34 protein-coding genes and 1 pseudogene are annotated in these 25808 nt (G+C 69.0%); 4 read left to right on the plus strand and 31 right to left on the minus strand.

Annotation, left to right across the window (positions count from 1 at the left end):
* Window positions 1-38 precede the first annotated feature (38 nt).
* The 24 genes from rplR to rfbB all read right to left on the minus strand — a co-directional run bounded on the left by rplR (window position 39) and on the right by rfbB (window position 14406).
* Complete coding sequence (gene rplR, locus ACWDAK_RS01030; protein WP_344634808.1) at window positions 39-422, minus strand: 50S ribosomal protein L18; 384 nt, start codon at window positions 420-422, stop codon at window positions 39-41.
* Window positions 423-425: 3 nt separating this feature from the next.
* Window positions 426-965 carry a 50S ribosomal protein L6 gene (rplF, locus tag ACWDAK_RS01035; protein WP_344634809.1) on the minus strand — a complete coding sequence of 180 codons (540 nt, stop codon included), beginning with the start codon at window positions 963-965 and terminating at the stop codon, window positions 426-428.
* A gap of 22 nt (window positions 966-987) precedes the next feature.
* Window positions 988-1395 (minus strand): 30S ribosomal protein S8, encoded by a 408-nt coding sequence (rpsH, locus tag ACWDAK_RS01040; RefSeq protein ID WP_344634810.1) that lies wholly within the window; start codon window positions 1393-1395, stop codon window positions 988-990.
* 267 nt (window positions 1396-1662) lie between these two features.
* Complete coding sequence (locus ACWDAK_RS01045; protein ID WP_344634811.1) at window positions 1663-1848, minus strand: type Z 30S ribosomal protein S14; 186 nt, start codon at window positions 1846-1848, stop codon at window positions 1663-1665.
* Between the two features lie 4 nt (window positions 1849-1852).
* On the minus strand, window positions 1853-2422 hold the full coding sequence (gene rplE, locus ACWDAK_RS01050) for a 50S ribosomal protein L5 (RefSeq protein WP_344634812.1): 570 nt from the start codon (window positions 2420-2422) through the stop codon (window positions 1853-1855).
* On the minus strand, window positions 2422-2733 hold the full coding sequence (gene rplX / locus ACWDAK_RS01055) for a 50S ribosomal protein L24 (protein ID WP_344635089.1): 312 nt from the start codon (window positions 2731-2733) through the stop codon (window positions 2422-2424). Before rplX ends, rplE begins: the two co-directional genes overlap by 1 nt.
* A 15-nt stretch (window positions 2734-2748) precedes the next feature.
* A complete protein-coding gene (gene rplN, locus ACWDAK_RS01060) occupies window positions 2749-3120 on the minus strand; it encodes a 50S ribosomal protein L14 (RefSeq protein WP_030232481.1) in 372 nt (123 codons plus the stop codon).
* A gap of 100 nt (window positions 3121-3220) precedes the next feature.
* A complete protein-coding gene (gene rpsQ / locus ACWDAK_RS01065; protein WP_014136278.1) occupies window positions 3221-3493 on the minus strand; it encodes a 30S ribosomal protein S17 in 273 nt (90 codons plus the stop codon).
* Window positions 3493-3717: a 50S ribosomal protein L29 gene (gene rpmC / locus ACWDAK_RS01070; RefSeq protein ID WP_045305889.1), complete on the minus strand. Its 225-nt coding sequence runs from the start codon at window positions 3715-3717 to the stop codon at window positions 3493-3495. Before rpmC ends, rpsQ begins: the two co-directional genes overlap by 1 nt.
* Window positions 3717-4136 carry a 50S ribosomal protein L16 gene (gene rplP, locus ACWDAK_RS01075; protein WP_344634813.1) on the minus strand — a complete coding sequence of 140 codons (420 nt, stop codon included), beginning with the start codon at window positions 4134-4136 and terminating at the stop codon, window positions 3717-3719. The genes rpmC and rplP overlap by 1 nt, the downstream gene beginning before the upstream one ends.
* A gap of 4 nt (window positions 4137-4140) precedes the next feature.
* Window positions 4141-4962, minus strand: coding sequence for a 30S ribosomal protein S3 (gene rpsC, locus ACWDAK_RS01080; protein ID WP_344634814.1), 822 nt, complete (start codon window positions 4960-4962; stop codon window positions 4141-4143).
* Window positions 4962-5309, minus strand: coding sequence for a 50S ribosomal protein L22 (gene rplV / locus ACWDAK_RS01085; RefSeq protein ID WP_030232471.1), 348 nt, complete (start codon window positions 5307-5309; stop codon window positions 4962-4964). The genes rpsC and rplV overlap by 1 nt, the downstream gene beginning before the upstream one ends.
* A gap of 69 nt (window positions 5310-5378) precedes the next feature.
* Window positions 5379-5660, minus strand: coding sequence for a 30S ribosomal protein S19 (gene rpsS, locus ACWDAK_RS01090; protein ID WP_110670521.1), 282 nt, complete (start codon window positions 5658-5660; stop codon window positions 5379-5381).
* 11 nt (window positions 5661-5671) lie between these two features.
* Window positions 5672-6508 carry a 50S ribosomal protein L2 gene (rplB, locus tag ACWDAK_RS01095; protein WP_344634815.1) on the minus strand — a complete coding sequence of 279 codons (837 nt, stop codon included), beginning with the start codon at window positions 6506-6508 and terminating at the stop codon, window positions 5672-5674.
* A gap of 43 nt (window positions 6509-6551) precedes the next feature.
* Window positions 6552-6872 carry a 50S ribosomal protein L23 gene (gene rplW / locus ACWDAK_RS01100; protein ID WP_344634816.1) on the minus strand — a complete coding sequence of 107 codons (321 nt, stop codon included), beginning with the start codon at window positions 6870-6872 and terminating at the stop codon, window positions 6552-6554.
* A complete protein-coding gene (gene rplD, locus ACWDAK_RS01105) occupies window positions 6872-7549 on the minus strand; it encodes a 50S ribosomal protein L4 (protein WP_344634817.1) in 678 nt (225 codons plus the stop codon). Before rplD ends, rplW begins: the two co-directional genes overlap by 1 nt.
* Window positions 7550-7553: 4 nt before the next feature.
* Window positions 7554-8201 carry a 50S ribosomal protein L3 gene (gene rplC / locus ACWDAK_RS01110; protein ID WP_344634818.1) on the minus strand — a complete coding sequence of 216 codons (648 nt, stop codon included), beginning with the start codon at window positions 8199-8201 and terminating at the stop codon, window positions 7554-7556.
* 14 nt (window positions 8202-8215) lie between these two features.
* The gene (rpsJ, locus tag ACWDAK_RS01115) at window positions 8216-8524 is read right to left on the minus strand and encodes a 30S ribosomal protein S10 (RefSeq protein ID WP_012785157.1); all 309 of its coding nucleotides are present in this window, start codon (window positions 8522-8524) and stop codon (window positions 8216-8218) included.
* A 475-nt stretch (window positions 8525-8999) separates the two neighbouring features.
* Window positions 9000-10295, minus strand: a complete 1296-nt coding sequence (locus tag ACWDAK_RS01120) for a hypothetical protein (protein ID WP_427392818.1) — start codon at window positions 10293-10295, stop codon at window positions 9000-9002.
* Window positions 10296-10352: 57 nt separating this feature from the next.
* Entirely contained in the window at window positions 10353-11237 is an 885-nt protein-coding gene (locus ACWDAK_RS01125) for a glycosyltransferase family 2 protein (RefSeq protein ID WP_344634820.1), read from the minus strand.
* A complete protein-coding gene (locus tag ACWDAK_RS01130; protein WP_427392817.1) occupies window positions 11238-12041 on the minus strand; it encodes a glycosyltransferase family 2 protein in 804 nt (267 codons plus the stop codon). It lies immediately after the preceding gene.
* Window positions 12038-12403 carry a DUF2304 domain-containing protein gene (locus ACWDAK_RS01135; RefSeq protein ID WP_344634822.1) on the minus strand — a complete coding sequence of 122 codons (366 nt, stop codon included), beginning with the start codon at window positions 12401-12403 and terminating at the stop codon, window positions 12038-12040. Before ACWDAK_RS01135 ends, ACWDAK_RS01130 begins: the two co-directional genes overlap by 4 nt.
* A gap of 159 nt (window positions 12404-12562) precedes the next feature.
* The gene (rfbD, locus tag ACWDAK_RS01140) at window positions 12563-13426 is read right to left on the minus strand and encodes a dTDP-4-dehydrorhamnose reductase (RefSeq protein WP_344634823.1); all 864 of its coding nucleotides are present in this window, start codon (window positions 13424-13426) and stop codon (window positions 12563-12565) included.
* Complete coding sequence (gene rfbB, locus ACWDAK_RS01145; RefSeq protein WP_344634824.1) at window positions 13423-14406, minus strand: dTDP-glucose 4,6-dehydratase; 984 nt, start codon at window positions 14404-14406, stop codon at window positions 13423-13425. The genes rfbD and rfbB overlap by 4 nt, the downstream gene beginning before the upstream one ends.
* A 96-nt stretch (window positions 14407-14502) precedes the next feature.
* Between rfbB and rfbA the strand changes: the two genes are divergently transcribed.
* A complete protein-coding gene (rfbA, locus tag ACWDAK_RS01150) occupies window positions 14503-15378 on the plus strand; it encodes a glucose-1-phosphate thymidylyltransferase RfbA (protein WP_344634825.1) in 876 nt (291 codons plus the stop codon).
* On the plus strand, window positions 15375-15965 hold the full coding sequence (gene rfbC / locus ACWDAK_RS01155; RefSeq protein ID WP_344634826.1) for a dTDP-4-dehydrorhamnose 3,5-epimerase: 591 nt from the start codon (window positions 15375-15377) through the stop codon (window positions 15963-15965). Before rfbA ends, rfbC begins: the two co-directional genes overlap by 4 nt.
* 100 nt (window positions 15966-16065) lie before the next feature.
* Here rfbC and tuf read toward each other — a convergent pair whose 3' ends face one another.
* The 5 genes from tuf to ACWDAK_RS01180 all read right to left on the minus strand — a co-directional run bounded on the left by tuf (window position 16066) and on the right by ACWDAK_RS01180 (window position 21531).
* The gene (tuf, locus tag ACWDAK_RS01160) at window positions 16066-17259 is read right to left on the minus strand and encodes an elongation factor Tu (RefSeq protein WP_344634827.1); all 1194 of its coding nucleotides are present in this window, start codon (window positions 17257-17259) and stop codon (window positions 16066-16068) included.
* Between the two features lie 234 nt (window positions 17260-17493).
* On the minus strand, window positions 17494-19599 hold the full coding sequence (gene fusA, locus ACWDAK_RS01165) for an elongation factor G (RefSeq protein WP_344634828.1): 2106 nt from the start codon (window positions 19597-19599) through the stop codon (window positions 17494-17496).
* A gap of 39 nt (window positions 19600-19638) precedes the next feature.
* The gene (gene rpsG / locus ACWDAK_RS01170) at window positions 19639-20109 is read right to left on the minus strand and encodes a 30S ribosomal protein S7 (protein WP_344634829.1); all 471 of its coding nucleotides are present in this window, start codon (window positions 20107-20109) and stop codon (window positions 19639-19641) included.
* Window positions 20110-20111: 2 nt separating this feature from the next.
* Window positions 20112-20483, minus strand: a complete 372-nt coding sequence (gene rpsL / locus ACWDAK_RS01175) for a 30S ribosomal protein S12 (RefSeq protein WP_014144289.1) — start codon at window positions 20481-20483, stop codon at window positions 20112-20114.
* A 379-nt stretch (window positions 20484-20862) separates the two neighbouring features.
* Window positions 20863-21531 (minus strand): DUF1707 and DUF4190 domain-containing protein, encoded by a 669-nt coding sequence (locus ACWDAK_RS01180; RefSeq protein WP_344634830.1) that lies wholly within the window; start codon window positions 21529-21531, stop codon window positions 20863-20865.
* A gap of 296 nt (window positions 21532-21827) precedes the next feature.
* On the opposite strand from ACWDAK_RS01180, the pseudogene ACWDAK_RS01185 reads away from it, so the two are divergent.
* Together ACWDAK_RS01185 and ACWDAK_RS01190 are read left to right on the plus strand one after the other, a co-directional pair.
* A pseudogene (locus ACWDAK_RS01185) lies at window positions 21828-21986 on the plus strand (ATP-binding cassette domain-containing protein); the annotation flags it as partial.
* A 161-nt stretch (window positions 21987-22147) separates the two neighbouring features.
* Entirely contained in the window at window positions 22148-23431 is a 1284-nt protein-coding gene (locus tag ACWDAK_RS01190; RefSeq protein WP_427392872.1) for a DUF2786 domain-containing protein, read from the plus strand.
* A gap of 87 nt (window positions 23432-23518) precedes the next feature.
* Here ACWDAK_RS01190 and ACWDAK_RS01195 read toward each other — a convergent pair whose 3' ends face one another.
* The gene (locus ACWDAK_RS01195) at window positions 23519-24523 is read right to left on the minus strand and encodes an ADP-ribosylglycohydrolase family protein (RefSeq protein WP_344635090.1); all 1005 of its coding nucleotides are present in this window, start codon (window positions 24521-24523) and stop codon (window positions 23519-23521) included.
* A 12-nt stretch (window positions 24524-24535) separates the two neighbouring features.
* Window positions 24536-25744 (minus strand): cytochrome P450, encoded by a 1209-nt coding sequence (locus ACWDAK_RS01200; RefSeq protein ID WP_427392816.1) that lies wholly within the window; start codon window positions 25742-25744, stop codon window positions 24536-24538.
* Window positions 25745-25808 lie beyond the last annotated feature (64 nt).

Below are 25808 nucleotides of genomic sequence, written 5' to 3' on the forward strand. Positions count from 1 at the left end.
TCTCTCGTTTACGTCCGTCGACAGAGCCGACGAGCGGCTTAGAAGTCGAGCCCGGCCTCACGGGCCGCGTCCGCCAGGGCGGCGATGCGGCCGGCGTACCGGTTGCCCGCGCGGTCGAAGACGACCGCCTCGATGCCGGCGGCCTTGGCGCGCTCGGCGACCAGGCTCCCGACCTTCTTGGCCAGCTCGGTCTTGTCGCCCTCGGTGCCCTTGATGGACACGTCGAGGGTGGACGCCGACGCCAGGGTGTGACCCTTGGCGTCGTCGATGACCTGGGCGACCATGTGGCGGTTCGAGCGCGTCACAACGAGGCGCGGACGCACCTCGGTGCCGACGACGCGCTTGCGAACGCGGATCGCGCGGCGCTTGCGAGCGGCGCTCTTGTAGGCGTTACCCTTGCCGATCTTGACAGAGACGCTCATCGCTTACTTACCACTCTTTCCGACCTTGCGGCGGATGACCTCGCCCGCGTACTTGACGCCCTTGGCCTTGTACGGGTCGGGCTTGCGCAGCTTGCGGATCTTGGCAGCGACCTCGCCGACCTTCTGCTTGTCGATGCCGTCCACGTGGAACTTGGTGGGCGACTCGACGACGAAGGAGATGCCCTCCGGGGCCTCGACCAGGATCGGGTGGCTGTAGCCGAGCGAGAACTCCATGTTGGAGCCCTTCGCCGCGACACGGTAACCAACACCGCTGATCTCCAGCGACTTGCGGTAGCCCGCGGTCACGCCGGTGATCATGTTCGCCACCAGCGTGCGGGTCAGGCCGTGCAGGGCCTTCGACATACGCTCGTCGTTCGGGCGGGTGACGAGCACAGTGCCGTCCTCGCCCTTGCCGATCTCGATCGGCGCGGCGACGACGTGGGTGAGGGAGCCCTTGGGGCCCTTCACCGAGACCGTCTGGCCATCGATGGTGACGTCCACGCCGGCGGGAACCGGGATGGGCAGCCGTCCAATGCGCGACATTGCTGTACCTCCGTTTCCCGAATTACCAGACGTAGGCGAGAACTTCTCCGCCTACGCCCTTCTTGGCAGCCTGCTTGTCGGTCAGGAGGCCGGACGACGTGGAGATGATCGCCACGCCCAGGCCGCCGAGAACCTTCGGCAGGTTGGTGGACTTTGCGTAAACACGCAGACCCGGCTTGCTGATGCGCTTGATGCCGGCGATGGAGCGCTCACGGTTGGGGCCGAACTTGAGCTCGACGGTCAGCTTCTTGCCGACCTCGCCCTCCGCGGGCTCCTCAACCTTGTAGGAGGAGATGTAACCCTCCTGCTGCAGGATCTCGGCGACGTGCGCCTTGATCTTGCTCGACGGCATCACGACGGTGTCGTGGTACGCCGAGTTCGCGTTACGCAGACGCGTGAGCATGTCTGCGATCGGGTCGGTCATGGTCATGGTGGCCTCAGGCCTCTCTCGCCGTGGTTTCTCCGCACCAGGTCCCCCTCCCGCACTCGGTGGGAGTGCGGGAGGGGCACAAGCGCAGGGGACCTGCGACGTAGTAAGACTGGGTTGCGAGCCCTCACAAGAGAGCCGCGAGCATCCATGGGGAATGCCGCGGCAGGGGGCCCGACCCCACCACCTTACGGGATTCCTAACGGAAGCCCAAAAGTGGGAGGCCGGGCACCTCTGCTTCGCCTAATGCCCAGAGCTAACGGCAGTTGATTACCAGGAGCTCTTGGTCACGCCCGGCAGCTCGCCGCGGTGGGCCATCTCACGGAGGCACACACGGCACAGGCCGAACTTGCGGTACACCGAGTGCGGGCGGCCGCAGCGCTGGCAGCGGGTGTAGGCCCGGACAGCGAACTTCGGCTTGCGCTCGGACTTAGCGATCAGGGACTTCTTCGCCATTGGCTCACGCCTCCTTGAACGGGAAGCCCAGAGCGCGCAGCAGCGCCCGGCCCTCGTCGTCGGTCTGAGCGGTGGTCACGACGGTGATGTCCATACCGCGCTGACGGTCGACCTTGTCCTGGTCGATCTCGTGGAACATAACCTGCTCGGTCAGACCGAAGGTGTAGTTGCCACGGCCGTCGAACTGCTTGGGGGAGAGACCGCGGAAGTCACGGATACGCGGCAGAGCCAGCGAAACCAGACGGTCCAGGAACTCCCACATGCGGTCACCACGGAGGGTGACGTGGGTGCCGATCGGCTGGCCCTCGCGCAGCTTGAACTGCGCGATGGACTTGCGAGCCTTGGTCACGGCCGGCTTCTGACCGGTGATCGCGGTCAGGTCGCGGATCGCGCCCTCGATCAGCTTGCTGTCACGGGCAGCCTCGCCGACACCCATGTTGACCACGACCTTGACCAGGCCGGGGGTCAGCATGACGTTCTCGTACTTGAACTGCTCCTGCAGCTGACCCTTGATCTCGGAGTTGTAACGCTCCTTGAGACGCGGGGTCACCTTCTCAACAGTCGTCTCAGACATCAGATGTCCTCACCGGTTCGCTTGGCAACACGGATCTTGTTGCCCTCGTCGTCGAAGCGGTACCCAACGCGGGTGACGACCTTCTTGCCGTCCTTCTCCACGACCAGCTGGACGTTGGAGACGTGCACCGGGGCCTCGACGGTGACGATGCCACCCTGAGTGCCCGGGCCCGGCTTGGTGTGCTTCTTGACCCGGTTCACACCCTCGACCAGGACCTTCTGCTCAGCCGGCATGGCCTTGATGACCTTACCCTGCTTGCCCTTGTCCTTGCCGGTGATGACCTGAACCAGGTCACCCTTCTTGATCTTCATGCTGTTCGCCATGGGTTAGAGCACCTCCGGCGCCAGCGAGATGATCTTCATGAACTTCTTGTCACGCAGCTCGCGGCCCACGGGGCCGAAGATGCGGGTACCACGGGGGTCACCCTCGGTGTTCTTGAGGACGACGGCGGCGTTCTCGTCGAACCGGATGTAGGAACCGTCCGGACGACGGCGCTCCTTCACGGTGCGGACGACGACGCACTTGACGACGTCACCCTTCTTCACCGAACCACCGGGGATCGCGTCCTTGACGGTCGCGACGATGACGTCCCCGATACCGGCGTAGCGGCGACCGGAGCCACCGAGAACGCGGATGCAGAGGATCTCCTTGGCACCCGTGTTGTCGGCGACACGCAGTCGCGACTCCTGCTGGATCACAGTTACTCCTGATCGTCAACGAGAGTTGACGGGCCGGCCGCTGCTCACACCGGCGTCCCTGGGGACCCGTTGCACATACGGCCGTACCGCATCGACTTCGTTACTTGGCCTTCTCGAGGATCTCGACGACGCGCCAGCGCTTCGTCGCGGACAGCGGGCGGGTCTCCATCAGGAGAACCCGGTCGCCCACGCCGCACGCGTTCTGCTCGTCGTGCGCCTTCAGCTTGTTCGTACGGCGGATGACCTTGCCGTACAGAGCGTGCTTGACGCGGTCCTCGACGGCGACGACGACGGTCTTGTCCATCTTGTCGCTGACGACGAGACCCTCACGGGTCTTGCGGAAACCGCGCGTCTCGTTGGTGTTCTCAGTCATCAGGCGTTCTCCACCGTCTCGATGCCCAGCTCGCGCTCGCGCATCAGGGTGTAGATCCGCGCGATGTCCTTACGGACGAGCTTGAGCCGTCCGTGGTTGTCGAGCTGCCCGGTCGCCGCCTGGAAGCGGAGGTTGAACAGCTCCTCCTTGGCCTCGCGCAGCTTGGCAACGAGGGCCTCGTTGTCCAGCTCGCGCAGCTCAGCAGCCTTGGTGCCGGCCGACATCAGCTCTCACCGTCCTCGCGCCGGACGATCCGGCACTTCATCGGCAGCTTGTGCGCGGCGCGGGTGAGCGCCTCGCGAGCCACCTTCTCGTTCGGGTACGACAGCTCGAACATGACCCGACCCGGGTGCACGTTCGCGATCCACCACTCCGGCGAACCCTTACCGGAACCCATGCGGGTCTCGGCCGGCTTCTTGGTGAGCGGGCGGTCCGGGTAGATGTTGATCCAGACCTTGCCACCACGACGGATGTGACGGGTGATCGCGATACGAGCGGACTCGATCTGACGGTTCGTCACGTAAGCCGGGGTCACAGCCTGGATGCCGTACTGGCCGAACGCCAGCTCGGTGCCACCCTTGGCGGCGCCACCACGCTTGGGGTGGTGCTGCTTGCGGTGCTTGACCCTACGAGGGATCAGCATGGGGTCAGGCCTCCGTTCCGGTGTTCTCGGCAGCCGGCGCCTCGGTCACCTGGGCCGGAGCCTCGGTGGCGGCGGGACGACGACCGCGGCCACCGCGCTCGCCACCACGGCGCTCGCCACCGCGGGCGGGACGACCACCCTCGGGACGGGCCGGGCGGTTGCCCGAGCGGGCAGCGGCGTTCTCAGCGCGGACCTCGGCGATGTTCTTGACGTCGCCCTTGTAGATCCAGACCTTCACGCCGATACGGCCGAAGGTGGTCTTGGCCTCGAAGAAGCCGTAGTCGACGTTCGCACGCAGGGTGTGCAGCGGCACGCGACCCTCGCGGTAGAACTCCGAACGGCTCATCTCGGCGCCGCCGAGACGACCGGAGCACTGGACCTTGATGCCCTTGGCGCCGGACTTCATGGTGCCCTGCATCGACTTGCGCATGGCACGACGGAAGGAGACGCGGGAGGACAGCTGCTCCGCGACGCCCTGAGCCACGAGCTGGGCGTCCAGCTCGGGGTTCTTGACCTCGAGGATGTTCAGCTGGACCTGCTTGCCGGTCAGCTTCTCGAGGTCGCCGCGGATGCGGTCGGCCTCGGTGCCACGGCGACCGATGACGATGCCGGGGCGGGCGGTGTGGATGTCAACGCGGACGCGGTCGCGGGTGCGCTCGATCTCGACCTTGGAGATGCCGGCGCGCTCCATGCCCTTCGTCATCATGCGACGAATGGCGACGTCTTCCTTGACGTAGTCCTTGTACAGCTTGTCGGCGTACCAGCGGGACTTGAAGTCCGTGCTGATGCCGAGGCGGAACCCGTGCGGGTTAACCTTCTGGCCCATTACCGGGTCCCTTCCTTGCTGCTGACGACCACGGTGATGTGGCTGGTCCGCTTGCGGATCCGGTAGGCACGGCCCTGGGCGCGCGGACGGAACCGCTTCAGGGTCGGGCCCTCGTCAACGTACGCCTCAGAGATGTAGAGGTCGTCCACGTTGGAGTGGTTGTAGTTGTGCGCGGCGTTGGCAATGGCGCTGTCCAGCACCTTGCCGACCGGCACGGTGGCGGCCTGCGGAGCGAAACGCAGGACGGCCTGGGCCTCCGTGGCGTTCAGGCCACGGATGAGGTCCACCACGCGGCGGGCCTTCATGGGCGTGACGCGGATGTACCGCGCCTGGGCCCTGGCTTCCATGGTTGTCCCCTTAATGGAGTAAGTCACTTAGTCGTTCTGGCGCTCAAGCTCGAAGCTTGAAGTGTCGGACTAGCGACGCTTCGACTTGCGGTCTTCCTTCACGTGCCCCTTGAAGGTGCGCGTGGGAGCGAACTCGCCGAGCTTGTGGCCGACCATCGACTCGGTGACGAACACCGGGACGTGCTTGCGGCCATCGTGAACCGCGATCGTGTGACCGAGCATGCTCGGGGAGATCACGGAACGACGGGACCAGGTCTTGATGACGTTCTGGGTACCGGCTTCGTTCTGAGCGTCCACCTTCTTGATGAGGTGGCCGTCGATGAAGGGGCCCTTCTTAAGACTGCGCGGCATCTGACCTGCTCCTAGCGCTTCTTGTTGGTCTTGCGGCGGCGCACGATGAGAGCGTCCGACGCCTTCTTCGGGCGACGGGTACGACCCTCCTTCTGGCCCCACGGCGAGACCGGGTGGCGACCACCAGAGGTCTTACCCTCACCACCACCGTGCGGGTGGTCGATCGGGTTCATGGCGACACCACGCACGGTCGGGCGGACGCCCTTCCAGCGCATACGGCCGGCCTTGCCCCAGTTGATGTTCGACTGCTCGGCGTTGCCGACCTCGCCGACGGTGGCGCGGCAGCGCGCGTCGACCAGGCGGATCTCGCCGGAGGGCATGCGCAGGTGCGCCATGCGACCCTCACGGGCGAGCAGCTGGATGCCGGAACCGGCGGAGCGGGCCATCTTGGCACCGCCACCGGGACGCAGCTCCACCGCGTGGATGGTGGTACCGACCGGGATGTTGCGCAGCGGCAGGTTGTTGCCGGGCTTGATGTCGGCAGCCGGACCGTTCTCGATCCGGTCGCCCTGAGCAACACCGCGCGGGGCGATGATGTAGCGCTTCTCGCCGTCCGCGTAGTGCAGGAGCGCGATGCGCGCGGTGCGGTTCGGGTCGTACTCGATGTGAGCGACCTTCGCCGGCACGCCGTCCTTGTCGTGACGACGGAAGTCGATCACGCGGTAGGCGCGCTTGTGACCGCCACCCTGGTGGCGAACGGTGACACGACCGGTGTTGTTACGGCCGCCCTTGCTGTGCAGCGGGCGAACCAGCGACTTCTCCGGAGTGGACCGCGTGATTTCGACAAAGTCGGCCACGCTGGAGCCACGACGGCCCGGCGTAGTCGGCTTGTACTTGCGGATGCCCATTGGCTTCTCTCGTCCTCGTCCTTATCGACGATCACGTTCTCCGTCAGGCGGAGACCGGACCACCGAAGATGTCGATGCGGTTGCCCTCGGCCAGGGTCACGATGGCGCGCTTGGTGTCCTTGCGCTTGCCGAAACCGGTGCGCGAGCGCTTGCGCTTGCCCTGCCGGTTGATCGTGTTGACCGCCTCGACCTTGACCGAGAAGACCGCCTCGACGGCCTGCTTGATCTGGGTCTTGTTGGCGCCCGGCGACACGATGAACGTGTACTTGTTCTCGTCGAGGAGCGCGTAGCTCTTCTCGGAGATGACCGGCTTCACCAGGACGTCACGGGGGTCCGTGTACGTCTTGCTCGTAACGTCGCTCATCAGGCGGCGCTCCCTTCGAGCTCGCCCTCAGCGGCAACGGCCTTGGCGGACGCGGCCGGACCGGCCACGAAGCGCTCGAAGGCGGCCTGGGTGAAGACCACATCGTCGGAGACGAGCACGTCGTAGGTGTTCAGCTGACCGGCGTCCAGGATGTGGACGTTCGGCAGGTTGCGAGCGGACTTGAGGCCCAGCTCGTCCTCGCGCTCGACGACCAGGAGGACGTTCTTGCGCTCGGTGATCTTGCCGAACAGGCCCTTGGCGGCCTTGGTCGACGGCGCCTCGGTCGCGGTCACGGCGGTGATCACGTGGATGCGCTCGTGGCGGGCCCGGTCGGTGAGCGCACCGCGCAGAGCGGCGGCGATCATCTTCTTCGGGGTCCGCTGCGAGTAGTCACGCGGCACGGGACCGTGCACGACGCCACCACCGGCGAACTGCGGCGCGCGGGTCGAGCCCTGACGGGCGCGGCCGGTGCCCTTCTGGCGGTACGGCTTCTTGCCGCCACCACGGACCTCGCCACGGTTCTTGACCTTGTGAGTGCCCTGACGGGCCGCAGCGAGCTGCGCCACGACGACCTGGTGCATCAGCGGAACGCTGACCTTGGCGTCGAAGATCTCGGCGGGCAGCTCGATGCTGCCGGCCTTGTCGCCGTTCGGCGACAGGATGTCAATGGTGCTCATTTCCTCACAGCCCCTTCGCCGCGGTGCGGACGAGGACGAGGCCGCCGTTCGGACCCGGGATTGCGCCCTTGATGAGCAGCAGGCCCTTCTCCGCGTCGACCGCGTGCACGGTCAGGTTCTGGGTGGTCACACGCTCGTGGCCCATCCGACCAGCCATGCGCAGGCCCTTGAACACGCGGCCCGGGGTGGCGCAGCCACCGATGGAACCGGGCGAGCGGTGCTTGCGCTGGGTGCCGTGACCGGCGCCGAGGCCCTTGAAGTTGTGACGCTTCATGACACCGGCGAAGCCCTTGCCCTTGGAGGTGCCGGTCACGTCGACCTTGACACCCGCCTCGAACAGCTCAGCGGTGATCTCCTGGCCCAGGGTGTACTCGGAGGCGTCCGAGGTACGCAGCTCGACCAGGTGGCGGCGCGGGGTGACACCGGCCTTGGCGAAGTGGCCCGCGAGGGGCTTGTTCACCTTGCGGGGGTCGATCTCGCCGAAGCCGATCTGGACGGCGTCGTAGCCGGCCGGGCTGTCGGCGGTGTGGACCTGGGTCACGACATTGGGCCCGGCCTTGACGACGGTCACCGGGACGACCCGGTTGTTCTCGTCCCAGACCTGGGTCATGCCGAGCTTCTCGCCCAGGATGCCCTTAATCTGCTTAGCCATCTTCGGTGCGCCTCTCAGAGCTTGATCTCGATGTCGACGCCGGCCGGCAGGTCGAGACGCATCAGCGAGTCAACCGTCTTCGGCGTGGGGTCGAGGATGTCGATCAGACGCTTGTGAGTACGCATCTCGAAGTGCTCGCGCGAGTCCTTGTACTTGTGCGGCGAGCGGATGACGCAGTACACGTTCTTCTCAGTGGGCAGCGGCACCGGGCCCGCGACCTGCGCACCAGTACGAATCACCGTCTCGACGATCTTCTTCGCCGAGGAGTCGATGACCTCGTGGTCGTAGGCCTTGAGCCGGATGCGGATCTTCTGTCCCGCCATGGCTACTCAGTAGTCCTTTGTGTCGTCTGCTGCTTCCACGACCGGATTCGTCCGGGTGGACTGGTCCGGCGGCACCTCCGGGTGGCTGCTTCTCCGACCCACGCGGTCGGGCGTGTCGCCCTTCCGCTTGCAAAAAACCGGACAAGATGCCTTCTTGTTCGGATTTCGCTCTCGATCGGTGAGGCCTTGCACCCACCAGGCGCCGGGTCGAGGCCCCGCCCACGCTTCCCGGAAGATTCCCGTACTTTCGCCCCGCAGCTGCCGCGGTGTCGCTTACACACCACTGCATTCACATACCGCACGTGAACACATGAACGGCCATCACGGGAACGACGAGTACATGGGACTCGCTTCCGGTCCTCCCGGCGGGAGGCGCGCAGCATCGGCACTCAACCGAGCAACTTGGACATACTGCCACAGGAGTGCACCGGAACGCCAATCGGGGTCCGGAAGAGTACCCAGGCGGCACAGGCCGTCAAACCGCGTCGAGCGTCCGGGGTGCCTCACCAGCCCGCTCCGGCGCCCCGGGGCGGCGGAGCAGGCCCAGCAGCATCCCGGCGACGGTGGCGGCCGTCCCGGCGGCGTACGCCAGGCAGACCAGGGTGGCCAGTCCGCCAGGGAGCAGGGTGACTGCGACCAGGACGGCGGTGCCCAGGGCCCAGCAGGCGAGCTGGACGCGGTGCCGGTGCAACACGATCAGGCCCTGGCCGAGCACCATCGCCAGCAGGTAGCAGAACGTGCCCAGCGCCAGCCAGAGGAAGTCCGCCCTGGTCAGCACGGACGGGGCGGCGAACAGCAGCCGGATCAGCCAGGGGCCGAGCGCGAGCGCGGGCAGGCCCAGGGCGAGCGCGAGCAGGGCGACCGCCAGGGCGGCCCGGCGCAGCAACGCGGTGAAGGCGGCGTGCTGCCCCTGCGCGGCCCAGGAGGCCAGCCCGGAGAGCAGGGAGGCCTGCAGTGCGCCGAAGACGAAGATCGGGACCCGGGCCAGCACCAGGGCGCTGAGCAGGGCGGCGATCAGGTCGACGTCGGCCGCGTCCAGTAGCTGCACGCTGACCACCGCGGCGCTGACCATCCACTGCGCGAGCAGCGTCGAGCAGATCAACAGGCCGAGACCGCCCAGGAGGCGGGACCAGCCGATCGGCGGCCCCGGCCGGGCCGCGCGGACGGTGACCGGCAGGGTGGCGAGCAGGGCGAGCAGCGGCGCAGCCGTCAGGACCAGGCTGAACGCGAGCGCGGAGTGCGGCCCGGCGACGGCGAGGCCGACGGCGAGCAGCACTCTCAGCGACCCGTCGAGGCCGAGCTGGGTTCCGTACGCGCCGAAGCGGCCGAGACCGGCCAGGATGCCCCTGGTCAGGTAGCAGCAGGCCATCGCGGCGAAGGCGGCGCCGAGGGCCGCGAGCAGGGCGCGGTCGCCGTGGAAGAGCAGGCCGGCCAGCGGCCGGGCGGCTGCGGCCATCAGACCGAGCACGGGGACGAGTACACCGGTGGTGAGCAGCGCCGCGCGGCGCAGCACCGGCCCCGCGCCCTGCCCGCGCACCGCGCGGGCGGCGACGATCCGGGTGAGCTCCTGCTCGATCGGGAAGAACAGGCCGATGCCGACCGACATGAGAATGGTCCAGAGCACCGAGACGCCTGCCATGTCCCGGGTGGGCAGGCTGTGCCCGGCGAGGGCGAGGTGCAGGTAGGAGGCCCCGCCGAGCACCACTGTGCCGGCGGCCACGGCCTGGGTTCCCGGCGGCAGCGCGCCGCGCAGCGCGACAGCCCGACTCATCCGCGACTCCACCGCAACTCCCTTGCTGTCAGCGGCTGTTGAGAAGCTCACGAGCTGTCACCGGAAGACGTGCCGGAGCATCGCCGCCGCCCCCGGGGCGCCGGCGTGGCGGGTGGCGGCGGGCAGCAGGGTGAGGGCGTGCAGGCGGGAGGAGAGGTGGCGGCGGGAGACCCGGGCGGCGTGCGGCCAGCCGAAGGCGGTGAGCCGGTCGGCGGTCTCCCGGAAGAAGCGCTTGGCCTCCTCGAAGCGGCACCCGGTGTAGGCGGTGGCCGAGGACTCGCTGGCCGCGTGCCGCCGGTACTTGAAGCAGACCTCCGGGGTGACGGCCAGGCGCTCCCCCGCCACCAGCAGGTCGATCACCAGCGCGAGGTCCTGGATCACCCCGAGGTCGGGGCGGAAGCCGAAGCGCCGCACGGCCTCGGTCCGCCAGCAGACGGACGGGAAGTAGAGCCAGTTGCCGCGCAGCAGGCTGACGGCCAGCGGCTCGCCGTCGAGCACGGCGCGCTCGGGCCCCCTGGGGGCGTACAGCAGTCGCTTGGTGCGGTCGGCGAGGGTGTCGTACGGGAGTCCGTCGCTGCCGATCACCTGGACGCCCGGCTGGATCATCGCGGCCCCGGGCTGCCGCTCGGCGGCCCGGCGGACGACGGAGAGGTAGTCGGGGTGCATCAGGTCATCGCTGCCCATCAGCACCAGGTACTCGTACTCGGCCAGCTCGACGCAGCGGTTGAAGTTGCCGGTGACGCCGAGGTTCCGCTCGTTCCGGTAGTACCGGACCCGGGGGTCGGCGAGGCGTTCGAACCACCCGGGGACATCCGGTTCCCGGCCGTCGTCCACCACGGTGAGCCGCCAGTCGTCGCCGTCCTGGGCGAGCACGCTTCGGACGGCGTCCTGCATCAGGGCGACGTCGCCGTAGTAGGGCAGGGTGATCTCGAAGCGCGGCACTCAGCCCTCCGTGGCCAGTGAGCGGCGGGCCGACTGTTCCGCCAGGTAGGCCTCGTAGGCCGGGGAGCCGGGCGCAAGCTCCCTGAGCTCGGCGGGCATCCGCCGGATCACCGCGAGCAGCAGCACCAGACCCGCGCGGACCAGGTAGATCATCGCCTTCACCGGCGAAGCGCTCGGCCGTCCGGCGGCACGGGCCCGCATGGCCACCGGTACCTGGCAGACCGCGAAGCCGCAGCGGGCCGCGCCGACCAGGCTCTCCACGGTGTCGCCGAGGTACTCCACGGGGTACCAGCGCGCGAAGAACTCGATCATCGGTCGGTTGCAGGCGCGGAATCCGGAGGTGGTGTCGGTGAGGCGGGTGCGGGTGAGCCTGGAGAGGATCAGCGAGAGCAGTGCCATCGCCCACCGCCTCGGGCCGTGCACCCGGTACTCGCCCTCGCCGCAGAACCGGGCGCCGATCACCAGGTCGGCCTCGTCGAGCCGGGCCAGCAGGGCGGGGACGTAGGACGGGTCGTGCTGGCCGTCCGCGTCCACCTGGACCGCGACGTCGTAGCCGTGCTCGCGGGCGTACCGGTAGCCGAGCCGCATCGCACCGCCGACCCCGAGGTTGAACGGCAGCCGGGCGACCGCCGAGCCGGCCGCGGCGGCGACCTCGGCGGTCCGGTCGGTGGAGCCGTCGTCCACCACCAGGGTTTCCACGTACGGCAGTTGCTGCTTGATCTCGCCGAGTACGGCCAAGAGCGCGTCGGCCTCGTTCCAGGCCGGGAGGATGAGCAGGACGCGCCGGCCGTCGGGGGTGGTCATCGGGTGTCCCCCTCGCCACCGGGCCCGGGGAGCTCGGTGAGCCGGGAGCGGATCAGCGCGATGTCCTCCGCCAGCGTGCGGGTCCTGGCCTCCAGTCGGCTGGCCTCCCAGCTGAGGTGGAGGCTGACCAGCAGCACCAGGACGAACCCGGCGAACAGCACCAGGCTCACCCCCGAGGCCACTCCGACACTGCGGGCGGTGGAGTCCAGCAGCGACGGGAAGAAGCCGAGCGGGGCCACCACCAGGCCGATGCAGAGCCAGATCGCCGCGTACTTCTCGCGCAGCTGCTGCCTGCGGAGGAGCTCCAGGATGTAGGCCAGCACCACGATTCCGGTGATCGAGGTGACGGTCGAGAGTTGCACAGCGGTTGACGCCTTCCGTGGCCAGGGCGGTCCCTGCCAGGAGAACGGCGGCCGTCACCGCGGGGTGACGCGGCGAACGGGTGAAACCGCCGGGAGCCCCGCGAAGGCACCCGCGGTCCTTCGCAGTGGGCTCCCCGCACCCCGGAGCCAGCCCCTGAGCTAGCCCTTGAACGCTCCGAAGGCCGCCTGCTCCATCGCCTCGGTCAGCGAGTCGCGCCAGTGCGGCAGCGGGGGCAGCCCGGCCGCCGACCAGCGGGCGTGACCGAGGACGCTGTAGCCCGGCCGGGCGGCCGGGCGGCGGAACGCGGCCGAGTCCGTCGGACGCACCCGCTCGGGATCCAGCCCGGCCAGTTCGAACGCGGCGCGGGCCAGCTCGAACCAGCTGGCCCGCCCCGAGGCGGTGCCGTGGTAGACCCCGGGCGGAGCACTCCGCGAACGACCCAACTCGGCCAGCCGAAGTGCGAGTTGGTAGGACCAGGTGGGCTGCCCGTACTGGTCGTCGACGACCTGGACGGTCTCCTGCCGGGCGGCCAGCGAGAGCATCGTGGCGACGAAGTTCCGCCCGTGCTCCCCGTACAGCCAGGCGGTCCGCACGATGTACCCGGCCTCGGGCAGCAGCCGGGCGACCGCGTGCTCCCCCACCAGCTTGCTGCGCCCGTACGCGTTGACCGGCCCGGTCGCCGCGTCCTCGGTGTACGGCCGCGAGGCGTCACCCGGCAGTACGTAGTCCGTCGACACCTGCAGCAGCCGCGCCCCCCTCTCCGCGCAAGCCCGGGCCAGATGTCCGACCGCCGTACCGTTCACGGCGGTTGCCGCGTCCTCCGCGCTCTCGGCGCCGTCCACGTCCGTCCACGCAGCGCAGTTGACCACCACGTCGTGCCCCGCCACAGCGGCCCGGACCGCCTCGGCGTCGGTGATGTCGAGCGCGGCCCGGTCGGGCGCGGTGACCTGCTCCCCGGACAGCACGTCCAGCAGATCCCGGCCGAGCATCCCGCCCGCGCCGGTCACCAGCCAGCGGGTCACGCCGTCACCGCGGGCCCCAGGCCCGCCTTGAGCGGCTCCCACCAGGCCCGGTTCTCCCGGTACCAGTCGATGGTCGCGGCCAGCCCGTCGGCGAAGGAGACCTGCGGCTCGTACCCCAGCTCAGCACGGATCTTGCTGATGTCCAGCGAGTAGCGCAGGTCGTGCCCCTTGCGGTCGGGCACCCGCTCGACCATGTCCCAACCGCAACCGACCGCCTCCAGCAGCAGGCCGGTCAGCTCCTTGTTGGTGACCTCGGTGCCGCCGCCGATGTTGTAGACCTCGCCCGCCCGGCCGCCGCGCAGGACCAGGTCGATACCCCGGCAGTGGTCCGAAACGTGCAGCCAGTCACGGATGTTGGTGCCTTCGCCGTACAGCGGCACCTTCTGACCGTCGATCAGATTGGTGGTGAACAGCGGGATGACCTTCTCCGGGAACTGGTAGTGCCCGTAGTTGTTGGAGCAGCGGGTGACCACCACGTCCATGCCGTGGGTCCGGTGGTAGGCCAGCGCCAGCAGGTCGCTGCCCGCCTTCGAGGCGGAGTAGGGGGAGTTGGGGGCCAGCGGCCACTCCTCCGTCCAGGAGCCCTGGAGGATCGAGCCGTAGACCTCGTCGGTGGAGACGTGCACGAAGCGCGCCACTCCGTGCTTCCTTGCGGCGTCCAGCAGGACTTGAGTCCCAGTCACATTGGTCCGCACGAACGGGCCGGCTCCGGCGATCGACCGGTCCACATGGGACTCGGCCGCGAAGTGCACCACCGCGTCATGACCGGGCATCACCGAGTCGACCAGCTCGGGGTCGCAGATGTCGCCCCTGACGAAGGTGTAGCCCGGATGGCCGGCGACCGGGGCCAGATTGGCCTCCACGCCCGAGTAGGTGAGCTTGTCGAGGACGGTGATCCTGACCCCACCGTCCGCGCCGAGCTGCGACCGGACGAACTCCGAACCGATGAACCCGGCACCGCCGGTTACGAGGATGCGCATAGTGCGTGCAGCTTACCTCCCGGTACGGAGCGGCCCGGGGAAGATCGGCGAAATCAAGCCGGGACTCTTCGGTCCCGAACGCATAATCTGCCTCACATGCGAGGAATTCTCCTGGCGGGGGGCACCGGCTCACGGCTGTGGCCGCTCACCCGCGCGGTTTCGAAACAACTCCTGCCGGTGTTCGACAAGCCGATGATCTACTACCCGCTCTCCACCCTGGTGATGGCGGGGATCACCGAGATACTGATCGTCACCACCCCGCAGGACCAGGCCCAGTTCCGCCGACTGCTCGGCGACGGCTCCCAGTTCGGGCTGAGACTGGAGTACGCCGTCCAGGAGCGCCCGGAGGGGATCGCCCAGGCATTCGTCCTGGGCGCGGAGTTCATCGGCGACGAGTCGGTGGGCCTGATCCTGGGCGACAACATCTTCCACGGCACCGGGCTCGGCACCCGGCTGGCCGACCACACCGACCTCACCGGCGGGCTGGTCTTCGCCTACCCGGTCGCCGACCCGCGCGCCTACGGCGTGATCGAGTTCGACCAGGACGGGCAGGCGATCTCCATCGAGGAGAAGCCCGAGTTCCCCAAGTCCCGCTACGCCGTGCCAGGACTGTACTTCTACGACAACCGGGTGGTGGAGATCGCCCGGGGCCTGCACCCCAGCGCACGCGGCGAGTTGGAGATCACCGCGGTCAACGAGGCCTATCTCAAGGCCGGCGAACTGCACGTCACCAAGCTCGACCGGGGCACCGCCTGGCTGGACACCGGCACCTTCGTCTCGCTGATGCAGGCCTCCGACTTCGTCCAGGTGATCGAGGAACGGCAGGGCATGAAGATCGGCTGCCTGGAGGAGACCGCCTGGCGCGCCGGACTGATCGACGACGACCAGCTCCGCACGCTGGCCGAGCCACTGCTCAAGAGCGGGTACGGCCGGTACCTGCTCGATCTGCTCGACGAGGAGAGTTCCCAGTGAAATTCCGCGAGTTGGCCATCGAAGGCGCCTTCGAGGTCACTCCGCAGCTGCACGGCGACCCGCGCGGCCTGTTCACCGAGTGGTACCGCTTCGACCGGCTGGCCGAGGTGGTCGGGCACCCGCTGCGGCTCGCCCAGGCCAACCTCTCGGTCTCGGCCCGCGGGGTGGTGCGCGGTGTCCACTTCGCCGACGTGCCGCCGGGGCAGGCCAAGTACGTGACCTGCGTCCGGGGCGCGGTGCTGGACGTGGTGGTGGACCTGCGGGTCGGCTCCCCCACCTTCGGCCGGTGGGAGGGGGTGCGGCTGGACGACGTGGACCGCCGCGCCGTCTACCTCTCCGAGGGACTCGGCCACGGCTTCTGTGCGCTGACCGACGATGCCACGCTCAGCTACCTCTGCTCCGAGACCTACAACCCGACCGGCGAGCACGGCGTCCATCCGCTCGACCCCGAGCTGGCGATCGAGTGGCCGGCCGGGGCGCCGCAGCTCTCCGCCAAGGACGAGACCGCGCCCAGCCTCGCCGAGGCGCTGGCGAGCGGACTGCTCCCCTCGTACGAGCACTGCAGGGCCTACACCCGGAGCCGCTAGGGCAGGCCCCGGGGAAAGCGAGAGGGCCCTCCCCGTCCTGGCGGACGGGGAGGGCCCTCTCGTATGAGCCTGCGGTGCAGAGCTCAGGTCAGAGCATCAATTACTTGATGATCTTGGTGACCTGGCCGGCGCCGACGGTGCGGCCACCCTCGCGGATGGCGAACTTGAGGCCCTCCTCCATGGCGATCGGCTGGATCAGCTGAACCGTCATGGCGGTGTTGTCGCCCGGCATGACCATCTCGGTGCCCTCGGGGAGGGTCACAACGCCGGTCACGTCCGTGGTACGGAAGTAGAACTGCGGGCGGTAGTTGTTGAAGAACGGGGTGTGGCGGCCACCCTCGTCCTTCGACAGGATGTAGGCCTGGGCCTCGAACTCGGTGTGCGGGGTGACCGAACCCGGCTTGATGATGACCTGGCCGCGCTCGACGTCCTCGCGCTTGATGCCGCGGAGCAGCAGACCGACGTTCTCACCGGCCTGGCCCTCGTCGAGCAGCTTGCGGAACATCTCGATGCCGGTGACCGTGGTGGTGGTCTTGGCTTCCTTGATGCCGATGATGTCGACGGTCTCGTTGACCTTCAGGACACCACGCTCGATGCGGCCGGTGACGACGGTGCCACGACCGGTGATCGTGAAGACGTCCTCGATCGGCATCAGGAAGGGCTGGTCGACGGCGCGCTCCGGCTCCGGGATGTTCTCGTCGACAGCCTTCATCAGGCCGAGGAGCTTCTCGCCCCACTCCTTGTCGCCCTCCAGCGCCTTCAGCGCGGAGACGCGGACGACCGGCAGGTCGTCGCCCGGGAACTCGTACTCGGAGAGCAGCTCACGGACCTCGAGCTCGACGAGCTCCAGGATCTCCTCGTCGTCGACCATGTCGGCCTTGTTCAGGGCGACGACGATGTAGGGGACGCCGACCTGGCGGGCCAGGAGGACGTGCTCCTTGGTCTGCGGCATCGGGCCGTCGGTGGCGGCGACGACGAGGATCGCACCGTCCATCTGGGCCGCACCGGTGATCATGTTCTTGATGTAGTCCGCGTGACCCGGGCAGTCAACGTGGGCGTAGTGACGCGCCTCGGTCTGGTACTCGACGTGCGCGATCGAGATGGTGATACCGCGCTGACGCTCCTCCGGCGCCTTGTCGATCTGGTCGAACGGCGTGAAGGGGTTGATCTCCGGGTACGCGTCGTGCAGCACCTTGGTGATGGCCGCGGTCAGCGTGGTCTTGCCGTGGTCAATGTGACCGATGGTGCCGATGTTGACGTGCGGCTTCGTCCGCTCGAACTTCGCCTTCGCCACTTCAGTCCTCCTGAGGACAGTTCTGTACGCCGTACGACGTCAGTTGGTCTGGATCGGGTTTGGGAACGGGGCGCTGGTCGCGCCCCATGCCGTCCCGCGGGTGGGGTGCCGGAGGGCCTGGAGGGATCTGGGCAGATCCCTCCAGGTTTGCCTCCTAATAGCCTAAGGGGTCTGATTCGTCCCGAAAGACGGGACTAGTCGGACCTTTGGCAAGGACTCGGCTTGCGCCGGTCCTTACTCGCCCTTGGCCTTGGCGATGATGTCGTCCGCCACGTTCCGCGGAACCTCGGCGTACGAGTCGAACTGCATCGAGTAGCTTGCGCGACCAGAGGTCTTGCTGCGCAGGTCACCGACGTAGCCGAACATCTCGGACAGCGGAACCAGCGCCGAAACGACGCGGGCACCGTGACGCTCGTCCATCGACCGGATCTGGCCACGACGAGAGTTGATGTCGCCGATCACGTCGCCCATGTAGTCCTCGGGGGTGGTGACCTCGACGGCCATCATCGGCTCGAGCAGAGCCGGGCCGGCCTTCTTGGCACCTTCCTTGAACGCCATGGAACCGGCGATCTTGAACGCGAGCTCGGAGGAGTCGACGTCGTGCGAGGCACCGTCGAGCAGGGTCACGCGGACACCCTGGAGCGGGTAGCCGGCGAGCACACCGAACTCCATGGCCTCCTGGCAGCCGGCGTCGACCGAGGGGATGTACTCCTTCGGCACGCGGCCACCGGTGACCTTGTTGACGAACTCGTAGCCCTCGCCGCTCTCCAGAGGCTCGATCGCAATCTGGATCTTGGCGAACTGGCCGGAGCCACCGGTCTGCTTCTTGTGCGTGTAGTCGATGCGCTCGACGGTCTTGCGGATCGTCTCGCGGTACGCGACCTGCGGCTTGCCGACGTTGGCCTCGACCTTGAACTCACGCTTCATACGGTCGACCAGCACCTCGAGGTGCAGCTCGCCCATACCCGCGATGATGGTCTGGCCGGTCTCCTCGTCCGTGTTGACCTGGAAGGACGGGTCCTCCTCGGCGAGACGCTGGATGGCGACACCCAGCTTCTCCTGGTCACCCTTGGACTTGGGCTCGATCGCGACGCGGATAACCGGGGCCGGGAAGTCCATGGACTCCAGGATGACCGGGTTCTTCTCGTCGGACAGCGTCTCACCGGTGGTGGTCTGCTTCAGGCCCATGACGGCGATGATGTCGCCGGCGCCGACCGAGTCGATCTCCTCACGCTTGTTCGCGTGCATGCGGTAGATCTTGCCGATGCGCTCCTTCTTGCCCTTGACGGAGTTCAGCACCGAGGTGCCGGACTCCAGGCGACCGGAGTACACGCGGACGAAGGTCAGCTTGCCCAGGTGCGGGTCAGACATGATCTTGAACGCGAGGGCGGCCAGCGGCTCGTCGTCGGAGGCCTTGCGGGCGATCTCCACCGACTCGTCGCCGGGCTTGTGGCCCTTGATGGACTCGATGTCCAGCGGCGACGGCAGGAACTTCACGACGGCGTCGAGCAGGGGCTGAACGCCCTTGTTCTTGAACGCGGTGCCGCAGAAGATCGGGGTGAAGTCCGAGTTCAGCGTGCCCTGGCGGATCGCGGCGATCAGCAGCTCCTCGGGGATGTCCTCGCCCTCGAGGGCGAGCTCCATCACCTCGTCGCTGATGTTCGACACGGTGTCGATCAGCGCCTCGCGGTACTCGGCGGCCTGCTCGGCCAGCTCGGCCGGGATGTCGACGACGTCGTACATCTCGCCCTTGGTGGCCTCGGGCGACCAGACCAGAGCCTTCATCTTCACCAGGTCGACGACGCCGACGAAGTCGGACTCCGCGCCGATCGGGAGCTGCATGACCAGCGGGGTGGCGCCGAGGCGGTCCACGATGGTCTGGACGCAGAAGAAGAAGTTCGCGCCCGTGCGGTCCAGCTTGTTGATGAAGCAGATGCGCGGGACGCCGTAGCGGTCAGCCTGCCGCCACACGGTCTCGGACTGCGGCTCGACACCGGCGACACCGTCGAACACCGTCACGGCACCGTCGAGGACGCGCAGCGAACGCTCCACCTCGACGGTGAAGTCGACGTGACCCGGGGTGTCGATGATGTTGATGGTGTGGTCGCTGCCGTCCAGCGTCCAGTGGCAGGTCGTCGCGGCCGACGTGATCGTGATGCCGCGCTCCTGCTCCTGCTCCATCCAGTCCATGGTGGCAGCGCCATCGTGGACCTCACCGATCTTGTACGAGACACCGGTGTAGAACAGGATCCGCTCGGTGGTGGTGGTCTTGCCCGCGTCGATGTGCGCCATGATCCCGATGTTGCGGACCTTGGCGAGGTCAAGGGAGGTTGCAGCCATGGTGGCTCGTTCTCTCTCTGTCTAGTGACGGGGTACGGACTACCAGCGGTAGTGCGCGAAGGCCTTGTTGGACTCGGCCATCTTGTGGGTGTCCTCGCGACGCTTGACCGAGGCGCCCAGACCGTTGCTGGCGTCCAGGATCTCGTTCAGCAGACGCTCGGTCATGGTCTTCTCGCGACGGGCGCGCGAGTAGCCGACCAGCCAGCGCAGCGCCAGGGTGTTGGCGCGGCCCGGGCGGACCTCGACCGGCACCTGGTAGGTGGCGCCACCGACACGGCGGGACTTGACCTCGAGGGTCGGCTTGACGTTCTCCAGAGCGCGCTTCAGCGCGACCACCGGGTCAGCACCGGTCTTCTCGCGGACGCCCTCGAGGGCGCCGTACACGATCCGCTCGGCGGTGGAGCGCTTGCCGTGCAGCAGGATCTTGTTGACCAGCGAGGTCACCAGCGGGGAGCCGTAAACCGGGTCGACGATGACCGGGCGCTTCGGGGCGGGGCCCTTACGAGGCATTCTTACTTCTCCTTCTTGGCGCCGTAGCGGCTGCGGGCCTGCTTGCGGTTCTTGACACCCTGGGTGTCGAGGGAACCGCGGATGATCTTGTAGCGGACACCAGGAAGGTCCTTCACACGTCCACCGCGGACCAGCACGATGGAGTGCTCCTGCAGGTTGTGGCCCTCGCCCGGGATGTAAGCGGTGACCTCGATCCCGCTGGTGAGGCGCACACGGGCGACCTTACGGAGAGCCGAGTTCGGCTTCTTCGGGGTGGTCGTGTACACACGCGTGCAGACACCGCGGCGCTGAGGGGAGCCCTTCAGTGCGGGAGTCTTGTTCTTCTCGACCTTGTCCTGCCGGCCCTTTCGGACCAGCTGCTGGATCGTAGGCACCGTTTCTCCGTTTTCTGTGTGCCAAGGCTGCGTCAAACTAACCTGCGGTGATCCCAACCCGCCGACCCACGCGGTCGGGCGTGTTGAGCCTCTTTGATGGAGGAATCGCGGAATCCCATGATGCTGATGTGCAGCGACGGCGCTCGCGCGAACAGAGCGTGTTGCGACGCTCCGGTGTCGGCGCGGCGGCCGGTGTGCATGCACGCACAAGGACCCGGGGACACCCCAGGCACAGGGTCAGAGCGTACCTAGCGCATCGGCGCCGGTCAAAACAAATGCAACGCCGCAGCTCAGCCCTGAACGGGCCGATACACCCGCTCGGCGTAACCTGGCTCTGCCGTCATACCACAGATGGGCGAACGCCGCGAGCCGCGACTTCTCAGGCCGGGTGGGAGCTGCCGGCCGCGGCGACCAGGACCGCGAGGATCATCGCCAGCCAGCCGGCGGTCACCAGCCAGCCGAGCACCAGGCCGACCGTGGCCATCCCGTCGCCCTGCTCACCGCGGCGGCGCAGCTGCGCCCGGGCGACATGGCCGGTCACCACGGCCGGGACCGCAGTCGTCCCCATGGTCGGGATGGCGAGCAGCCCGAGCACCATCGAGGTGACCGCCAGCGGGTTGGCGCGCGGCTTGGGCGGTACCAGGTTCGGCGGCGCCAGGAAGGTGGGCGGCACGGCGGGGCCGGAGACCTGCGCCGGGGCCACGAACGGCCCGGACGGCAGGTCGGCCACCAGCCGGCTCAGCTCCCCGTACGTCTTCGCCCGGTTCGCCGCCTCGAAGCGCTGCCCGTACTCCTCGGCGTCCAGCCGCCCCTCCGCGTAGGCCGCCTTCAGCACGTCCACCGTGCGCTCGCGGTCGGTGTGCGCGGCACGCATCGCGGCCTGCGCGGTGTGCGCGGCCTGCGGTCCGTCCGGATACCCGGCGGGTACGGGCGGTACGGCGGGCTGCCAGCCGTGGGAGAGCCTGGACGGGGGCCCGGACGGCGAGGGCCGCTGCCCGGCGAAGGGCCCGTCGGCCGACTGCTCCATCTGCCACGGCTCCCCGGCCATCCGGCCACCTCCCGACACCCGGCGCGCTTGTCACCGCGCGCTGTCACCGCGCACTGCTCCGTCACTGAGCCAGACGAACCGGAGCGCGTACTAGTTGCCGATCTGCGGGCCCAATGTGGAGGAGGGTCCCGGAATACCACTCATTCGGCCTAGAAACGCCCGATTCGCAGGCTCTCTGGGCCAGTTATCCCGAAAGTGAGAGGCTGACGGCACCCACATACCCATGCACCGCAGGAGCCCTCGCGATACAGGCGTCCGCCCTGGAGTAAGCGCCGTCCGATCCGCCCGTCTCCGCGGTGAGCATCCGCGGTCCGTGGAAGACCTTCGGCCATCAGGCCGCGGCGGCCGACCTCGACCTCGAACTGCCGGCCGGCTCCTTCATCGGCCTGGTCGGCCCCAACGGCGCGGGCAGGACCACCATGCTGTCGATGGTCACCGGGCTGCTCCGCCCGGACCCTCGGTCCACGTCGCCGTCGAGCGCGGAGCACCCCCGCCGGGGTCCCGGGGCCCGTGGCCCGCCCCGCCCCGCCGGCGGTCCGGCATCATGGGTCGGAGGTTCGGACTAGACAGAGGCAGGGACACCGTGGGCAGGCGCAAGGGCGAGCGGGGTCCCGGCATGGACGGCCTGGTGGAGCAGGCCGCCCACCAGGTGATCGGCGCCCCCGAGGAGGAGCTCGATCTGGCGCTGGACACCGGGGCCTCGCTGCTGGCGGCTTCGGCCGAGCAGTGGCCCGAGGTCAGCCGGGCGGTGCTGGTGTTCGCGGAGCGTACGGTCGCGCGGGCCTGGGCCGGCGGCTGGCGTCCGGCGGATCTGGCCCGGGTGGTGCGGCGCCGGCTCGGCCCGGTGCACCAAGCGCTGGCGGTGGACCTGGTCGCCGCCGAGGGGCGCCGGCACCCGGCCGCCACCCTGGACCGCCGCTGGCAGGAGCAGCTGCACGAGCTGTCCACCGAGGTCTGGTGGGAGGGGGACGACCGATTCCTGGCCGACTTCGCCCAGCGCCACCGGCTGGACCGGTTCGCCCTGGCCACGGCCGTGCTGGAGCTGCTGCGGACCTGGAGCCACCTGCCGCCGATCGCACCGGTCGGGCCCGTCCCGGGTGCCGCGCCGCAGCGAGGGGCCGGGGCGGGGCGGGGTGAGTCGAGGATGCTCTCGCGGATCCGGGCGCTGCTGGCGAAGGCGGAGTCCACGGAGTACCCCGAGGAGGCCGAGGCGCTGACCGCCAAGGCGCAGCAGCTGATGGCCCAGCACAGCATCGACGAGGCCCTGCTGGCGGCCGCGCGCCCGGCCGAGGACGCCCCGGCGGCGCTGCGGATCGGGGTGGACAACCCGTACGAGGGCCCCAAGACGATGCTGCTGGACGCCGTCGCGGCGGCGAACCGGTGCCGCGTGGTGTGGGCCAAGGAATTCGGCTTCTGCACCGTCGTCGGCTTCGATCCGGACCTGGACTCGGTCGAGTTGCTGTACACCTCGCTCCTGGTGCAGGCGACCTCCGCCATGCAGCCCCGCCAGACCGGCCGCTCCCGCCACCCGGGCACGGCCGACGGCGGCCGGCACCCGGAGAGCGCCTCCCGTACGAAGTCCTTCCGGCAGTCGTTCCTGGTCGCGTACGCCGCCCGGATCCGGGAGCGGCTGACGGCCGCGACCGAGCAGACCACCAGTGACGCGGCCGCCGGCCGGCACCTGCGCGAGGACGGCAGCTGCGAGCAGCTGGTGCCGGACGAGCGGCTGCTGCCCGCGCTCGCCGCCCGCGAGGAGGCGGTGGACGACACGGTGGGCCGGATGTTCCCCAAGCTGACCTCCCAGCGGGTACGGGTCAGCGACGGCGAGGGCTGGGCGGCCGGCCGCGCCGCCGCCGACCGCGCCTCGCTGCACGGCCGCGCGGGTGCCATCCCGCGCTGAGCCGCCACCTGGACGCGGCCGGTCCGGCTTCTGCCGACCCAAGGCCCGTGCGCCGGCCCGCCTCGGCCGGGGCGGGTCAGGAGCGGGTCAGCAGCGGTCCCAGAGCGAGCCGAGGGCGAGCAGTTCGTCGCGGTACTCGATGCGCTCGGTCCACTCCGACGGCCAGGCCGGATCACCGTGGCGGGCACCGGCGAAGGCGCCGGTGAGACAGGCGATGGAGTCCGAGTCACCGGAGCTGTAGGCGGCCCGGCGGACGGCGGCCACCGGGTCGTCGGGGAATAGCAGGAAGCACAACAGGCCGGTGGCGAAGGCCTCCTCGGCGATCCAGCCCTCACCCGTGATCTCGCACGGATCGGTGTCGTACGACGGCCTGGCCAACGCGGCGTCGAGGCGGTCGAGGACGAACAGGCACTCGTCCCAGCCGCGCGCCGTGAAGTGCTCCGGCGTGGGGTCATGGGCCAGCGCGGCGAGGTCGCCGAGCCACCGCTCGCGGTAGCGGGTACGGTTCGCGTGCGCGTACTGCCGAAGCAGGGCGGGGAGTTCACCCGGCTCGGTGCCCTCGGCGAGCAACCGCACGGTGCGCGCGGTGAGGTCGCTCGCGGCCAGTGCGGTGGGGTGGCCGTGGGTGAGCGCGGACTGCAGCTGCGCGGCACCGGAGCGCTGCTCGTCGCTCAGCCCGGGGATCAGCCCGATCGGGGCGACCCGCATGTTGGCGCCGCAGCCCTTGGAGCGGACCTCGCTGGCCTCCTGCCAGCGCAGCGCCGGCTTGCTCAGGCGCCAGCAGGCCGCAAGGCAGGTCTGGCCGGGCGCGCGGTTGTTCTCCTCCGAGCGGTACCACGCCGCGAACTCGGCCCGCACCGGCGGCTCCAGGCTCGCCGGGGTGAGCGGGCCCGCGGCCAGTGCGGTCTGCAGACCCCGGGCCAGGGCGAGCGTCATCTGGGTGTCGTCGGTTACCAACGCGGGCTCGGGCAGGGGGAGTTCACGCCAGTCCCGGCACCAGGCGGCGATGTGCTCGATCTCGTCGAACTCCGTCCGGTGTCCCAGGGCGTCGCCGATCGCGAGACCCAGCAGTGCTCCCGTCGCCCGGCCCATGCCCGTCACCCCTCACACCTCGACGATCAGCTCCCGCAACCCCCGGATGACGTACCCGGGCCGCCACTCGGGCTCGCGGACCAGCCGCAGCCCGGGCGCCCGGCGCAGCAGCGCACCGTAGGACTCGGTGAGCTCCAGTCTGGCGAGCGGAGCGCCGAGACAGAAATGAATTCCCGCGCCGAAGGTGATGTGCGGGTTGTCGGTGCGGCCCAGGTCGAGGCGGTCGGGGCCGGTGAAGCGGGCCGGGTCGCGGTTGGCCGAGCCGAACAGCAGGGCCACCTCGGCACCGCGCGGGACGGTCACCCCGGCGACCTCGATGTCCTCCAGCACCCAGCGTTCGAACATCTGCAGCGGGGTGTCGTAGCGCATCAACTCCTCGACGGCGGTGGGCAGCAGTTCGTCCACCGCGCCGCGCAGCCGGGCGAGTTCACCGGGATTGCGCAGCAGCGCCAGCCAGCCGTTCCCGGTGGTGTTGACGGTGGCCTCGTGCCCGGCGTTCAGCAGCAGGACGCAGGTCGAGACCATCTCCTGCTCGCTCAGCGCGTCGGAGCCGTCGGCGACCTGGACCAGTGCGCTGATCAGGTCCTCGCCCGGTGCGGCCCGCCGCTCGGCGATCAGCTTGCGCAGGTACTCGGAGAACTCGACGCTCGCCCGCACCGCCCGCTCGGCCGCCCCGGCCGAGGGGTTGAGCTCGAACATCCCGGTGATGTCGGCCGACCAGGGCCGCAGCAGGTGCCGGTCGTTCCCGGGGACGCCCAGCATCTCGGCGATCACCGCGACCGGCAGCGGTTCGGCGACCTTGGCGATCAGGTCGCCGCCGCCGTCCGCCAGCAGTCCGCCGACCAGTTCGTCCGCGAGCCGGGCCACTGTGGGCCGCAGCGACTCCACCATCCGTGGGGTGAATGCCTTGGACACCAGCCGCCGGATCCGGGTGTGGTCCGGAGCCTCCAGGTCGAGCAGTCCGTGGTCGTTGAGGGTGTGGAAGGGTTCCAGCGCGGGGTCGGGCGCCGGGCGGCCGAACTCCTCGTGGCTGTAGCGGTGGGTGTGGGTGCGGCCCAGGCGGCGGTCCCGCAGCAGCGCGCTGACGTCCTGGTACCGGGAGATCAGCCACTGGCCACTGGGCTCGTAGTAGCTGACCGGAGCCTGCTCGCGCAGCACCGCGTACGCCTCGTAGGGGTGCGCCACGAACTCGGCGGACCACGGGTCGAACTGAGCAGTCATGATCACTCCTGCCGGTCGGGGGGGCCATCGTATTCAGGCCCGGGCCGGCCGCGGGAGGGTGGCT

The sequence above is a fragment of the Kitasatospora sp. NPDC001175 genome (assembly GCF_053598215.1).

Excerpts from the sequence above, each read along its gene's own strand:
- rplF (WP_344634809.1), bottom strand. The coding sequence starts at position 965 with ATGTCGCGCATTGGACGGCTGCCCATCCCGGTTCCCGCCGGCGTGGAC.
- rpsG (WP_344634829.1), bottom strand. The coding sequence starts at position 20,109 with ATGCCTCGTAAGGGCCCCGCCCCGAAGCGCCCGGTCATCGTCGACCCG.
- rpsS (WP_110670521.1), bottom strand. The coding sequence starts at position 5,660 with ATGCCGCGCAGTCTTAAGAAGGGCCCCTTCATCGACGGCCACCTCATC.
- rpmC (WP_045305889.1), bottom strand. The coding sequence starts at position 3,717 with ATGTCGGCCGGCACCAAGGCTGCTGAGCTGCGCGAGCTGGACAACGAG.
- rpsQ (WP_014136278.1), bottom strand. The coding sequence starts at position 3,493 with ATGACTGAGAACACCAACGAGACGCGCGGTTTCCGCAAGACCCGTGAG.
- rplB (WP_344634815.1), bottom strand. The coding sequence starts at position 6,508 with ATGGGCATCCGCAAGTACAAGCCGACTACGCCGGGCCGTCGTGGCTCC.
- rpsJ (WP_012785157.1), bottom strand. The coding sequence starts at position 8,524 with ATGGCGGGACAGAAGATCCGCATCCGGCTCAAGGCCTACGACCACGAG.
- ACWDAK_RS01120 (WP_427392818.1), bottom strand. The coding sequence starts at position 10,295 with ATGAGTCGGGCTGTCGCGCTGCGCGGCGCGCTGCCGCCGGGAACCCAG.
- rplV (WP_030232471.1), bottom strand. The coding sequence starts at position 5,309 with ATGGAAGCCAGGGCCCAGGCGCGGTACATCCGCGTCACGCCCATGAAG.
- rplD (WP_344634817.1), bottom strand. The coding sequence starts at position 7,549 with ATGAGCACCATTGACATCCTGTCGCCGAACGGCGACAAGGCCGGCAGC.
- ACWDAK_RS01190 (WP_427392872.1), top strand. The coding sequence starts at position 22,148 with ATGGACGGCCTGGTGGAGCAGGCCGCCCACCAGGTGATCGGCGCCCCC.
- ACWDAK_RS01180 (WP_344634830.1), bottom strand. The coding sequence starts at position 21,531 with ATGGCCGGGGAGCCGTGGCAGATGGAGCAGTCGGCCGACGGGCCCTTC.
- fusA (WP_344634828.1), bottom strand. The coding sequence starts at position 19,599 with ATGGCTGCAACCTCCCTTGACCTCGCCAAGGTCCGCAACATCGGGATC.
- rfbB (WP_344634824.1), bottom strand. The coding sequence starts at position 14,406 with ATGCGCATCCTCGTAACCGGCGGTGCCGGGTTCATCGGTTCGGAGTTC.
- rpsH (WP_344634810.1), bottom strand. The coding sequence starts at position 1,395 with ATGACCATGACCGACCCGATCGCAGACATGCTCACGCGTCTGCGTAAC.
- ACWDAK_RS01045 (WP_344634811.1), bottom strand. The coding sequence starts at position 1,848 with ATGGCGAAGAAGTCCCTGATCGCTAAGTCCGAGCGCAAGCCGAAGTTC.
- rplW (WP_344634816.1), bottom strand. The coding sequence starts at position 6,872 with ATGAGCGACGTTACGAGCAAGACGTACACGGACCCCCGTGACGTCCTG.
- rplE (WP_344634812.1), bottom strand. The coding sequence starts at position 2,422 with ATGTCTGAGACGACTGTTGAGAAGGTGACCCCGCGTCTCAAGGAGCGT.
- rplP (WP_344634813.1), bottom strand. The coding sequence starts at position 4,136 with ATGCTGATCCCTCGTAGGGTCAAGCACCGCAAGCAGCACCACCCCAAG.
- ACWDAK_RS01200 (WP_427392816.1), bottom strand. The coding sequence starts at position 25,744 with ATGACTGCTCAGTTCGACCCGTGGTCCGCCGAGTTCGTGGCGCACCCC.
- rfbA (WP_344634825.1), top strand. The coding sequence starts at position 14,503 with ATGCGAGGAATTCTCCTGGCGGGGGGCACCGGCTCACGGCTGTGGCCG.
- rplX (WP_344635089.1), bottom strand. The coding sequence starts at position 2,733 with ATGAAGATCAAGAAGGGTGACCTGGTTCAGGTCATCACCGGCAAGGAC.
- rplC (WP_344634818.1), bottom strand. The coding sequence starts at position 8,201 with ATGGCTAAGCAGATTAAGGGCATCCTGGGCGAGAAGCTCGGCATGACC.
- rpsC (WP_344634814.1), bottom strand. The coding sequence starts at position 4,962 with ATGGGCCAGAAGGTTAACCCGCACGGGTTCCGCCTCGGCATCAGCACG.
- ACWDAK_RS01195 (WP_344635090.1), bottom strand. The coding sequence starts at position 24,523 with ATGGGCCGGGCGACGGGAGCACTGCTGGGTCTCGCGATCGGCGACGCC.
- rplR (WP_344634808.1), bottom strand. The coding sequence starts at position 422 with ATGAGCGTCTCTGTCAAGATCGGCAAGGGTAACGCCTACAAGAGCGCC.
- ACWDAK_RS01130 (WP_427392817.1), bottom strand. The coding sequence starts at position 12,041 with ATGACCACCCCCGACGGCCGGCGCGTCCTGCTCATCCTCCCGGCCTGG.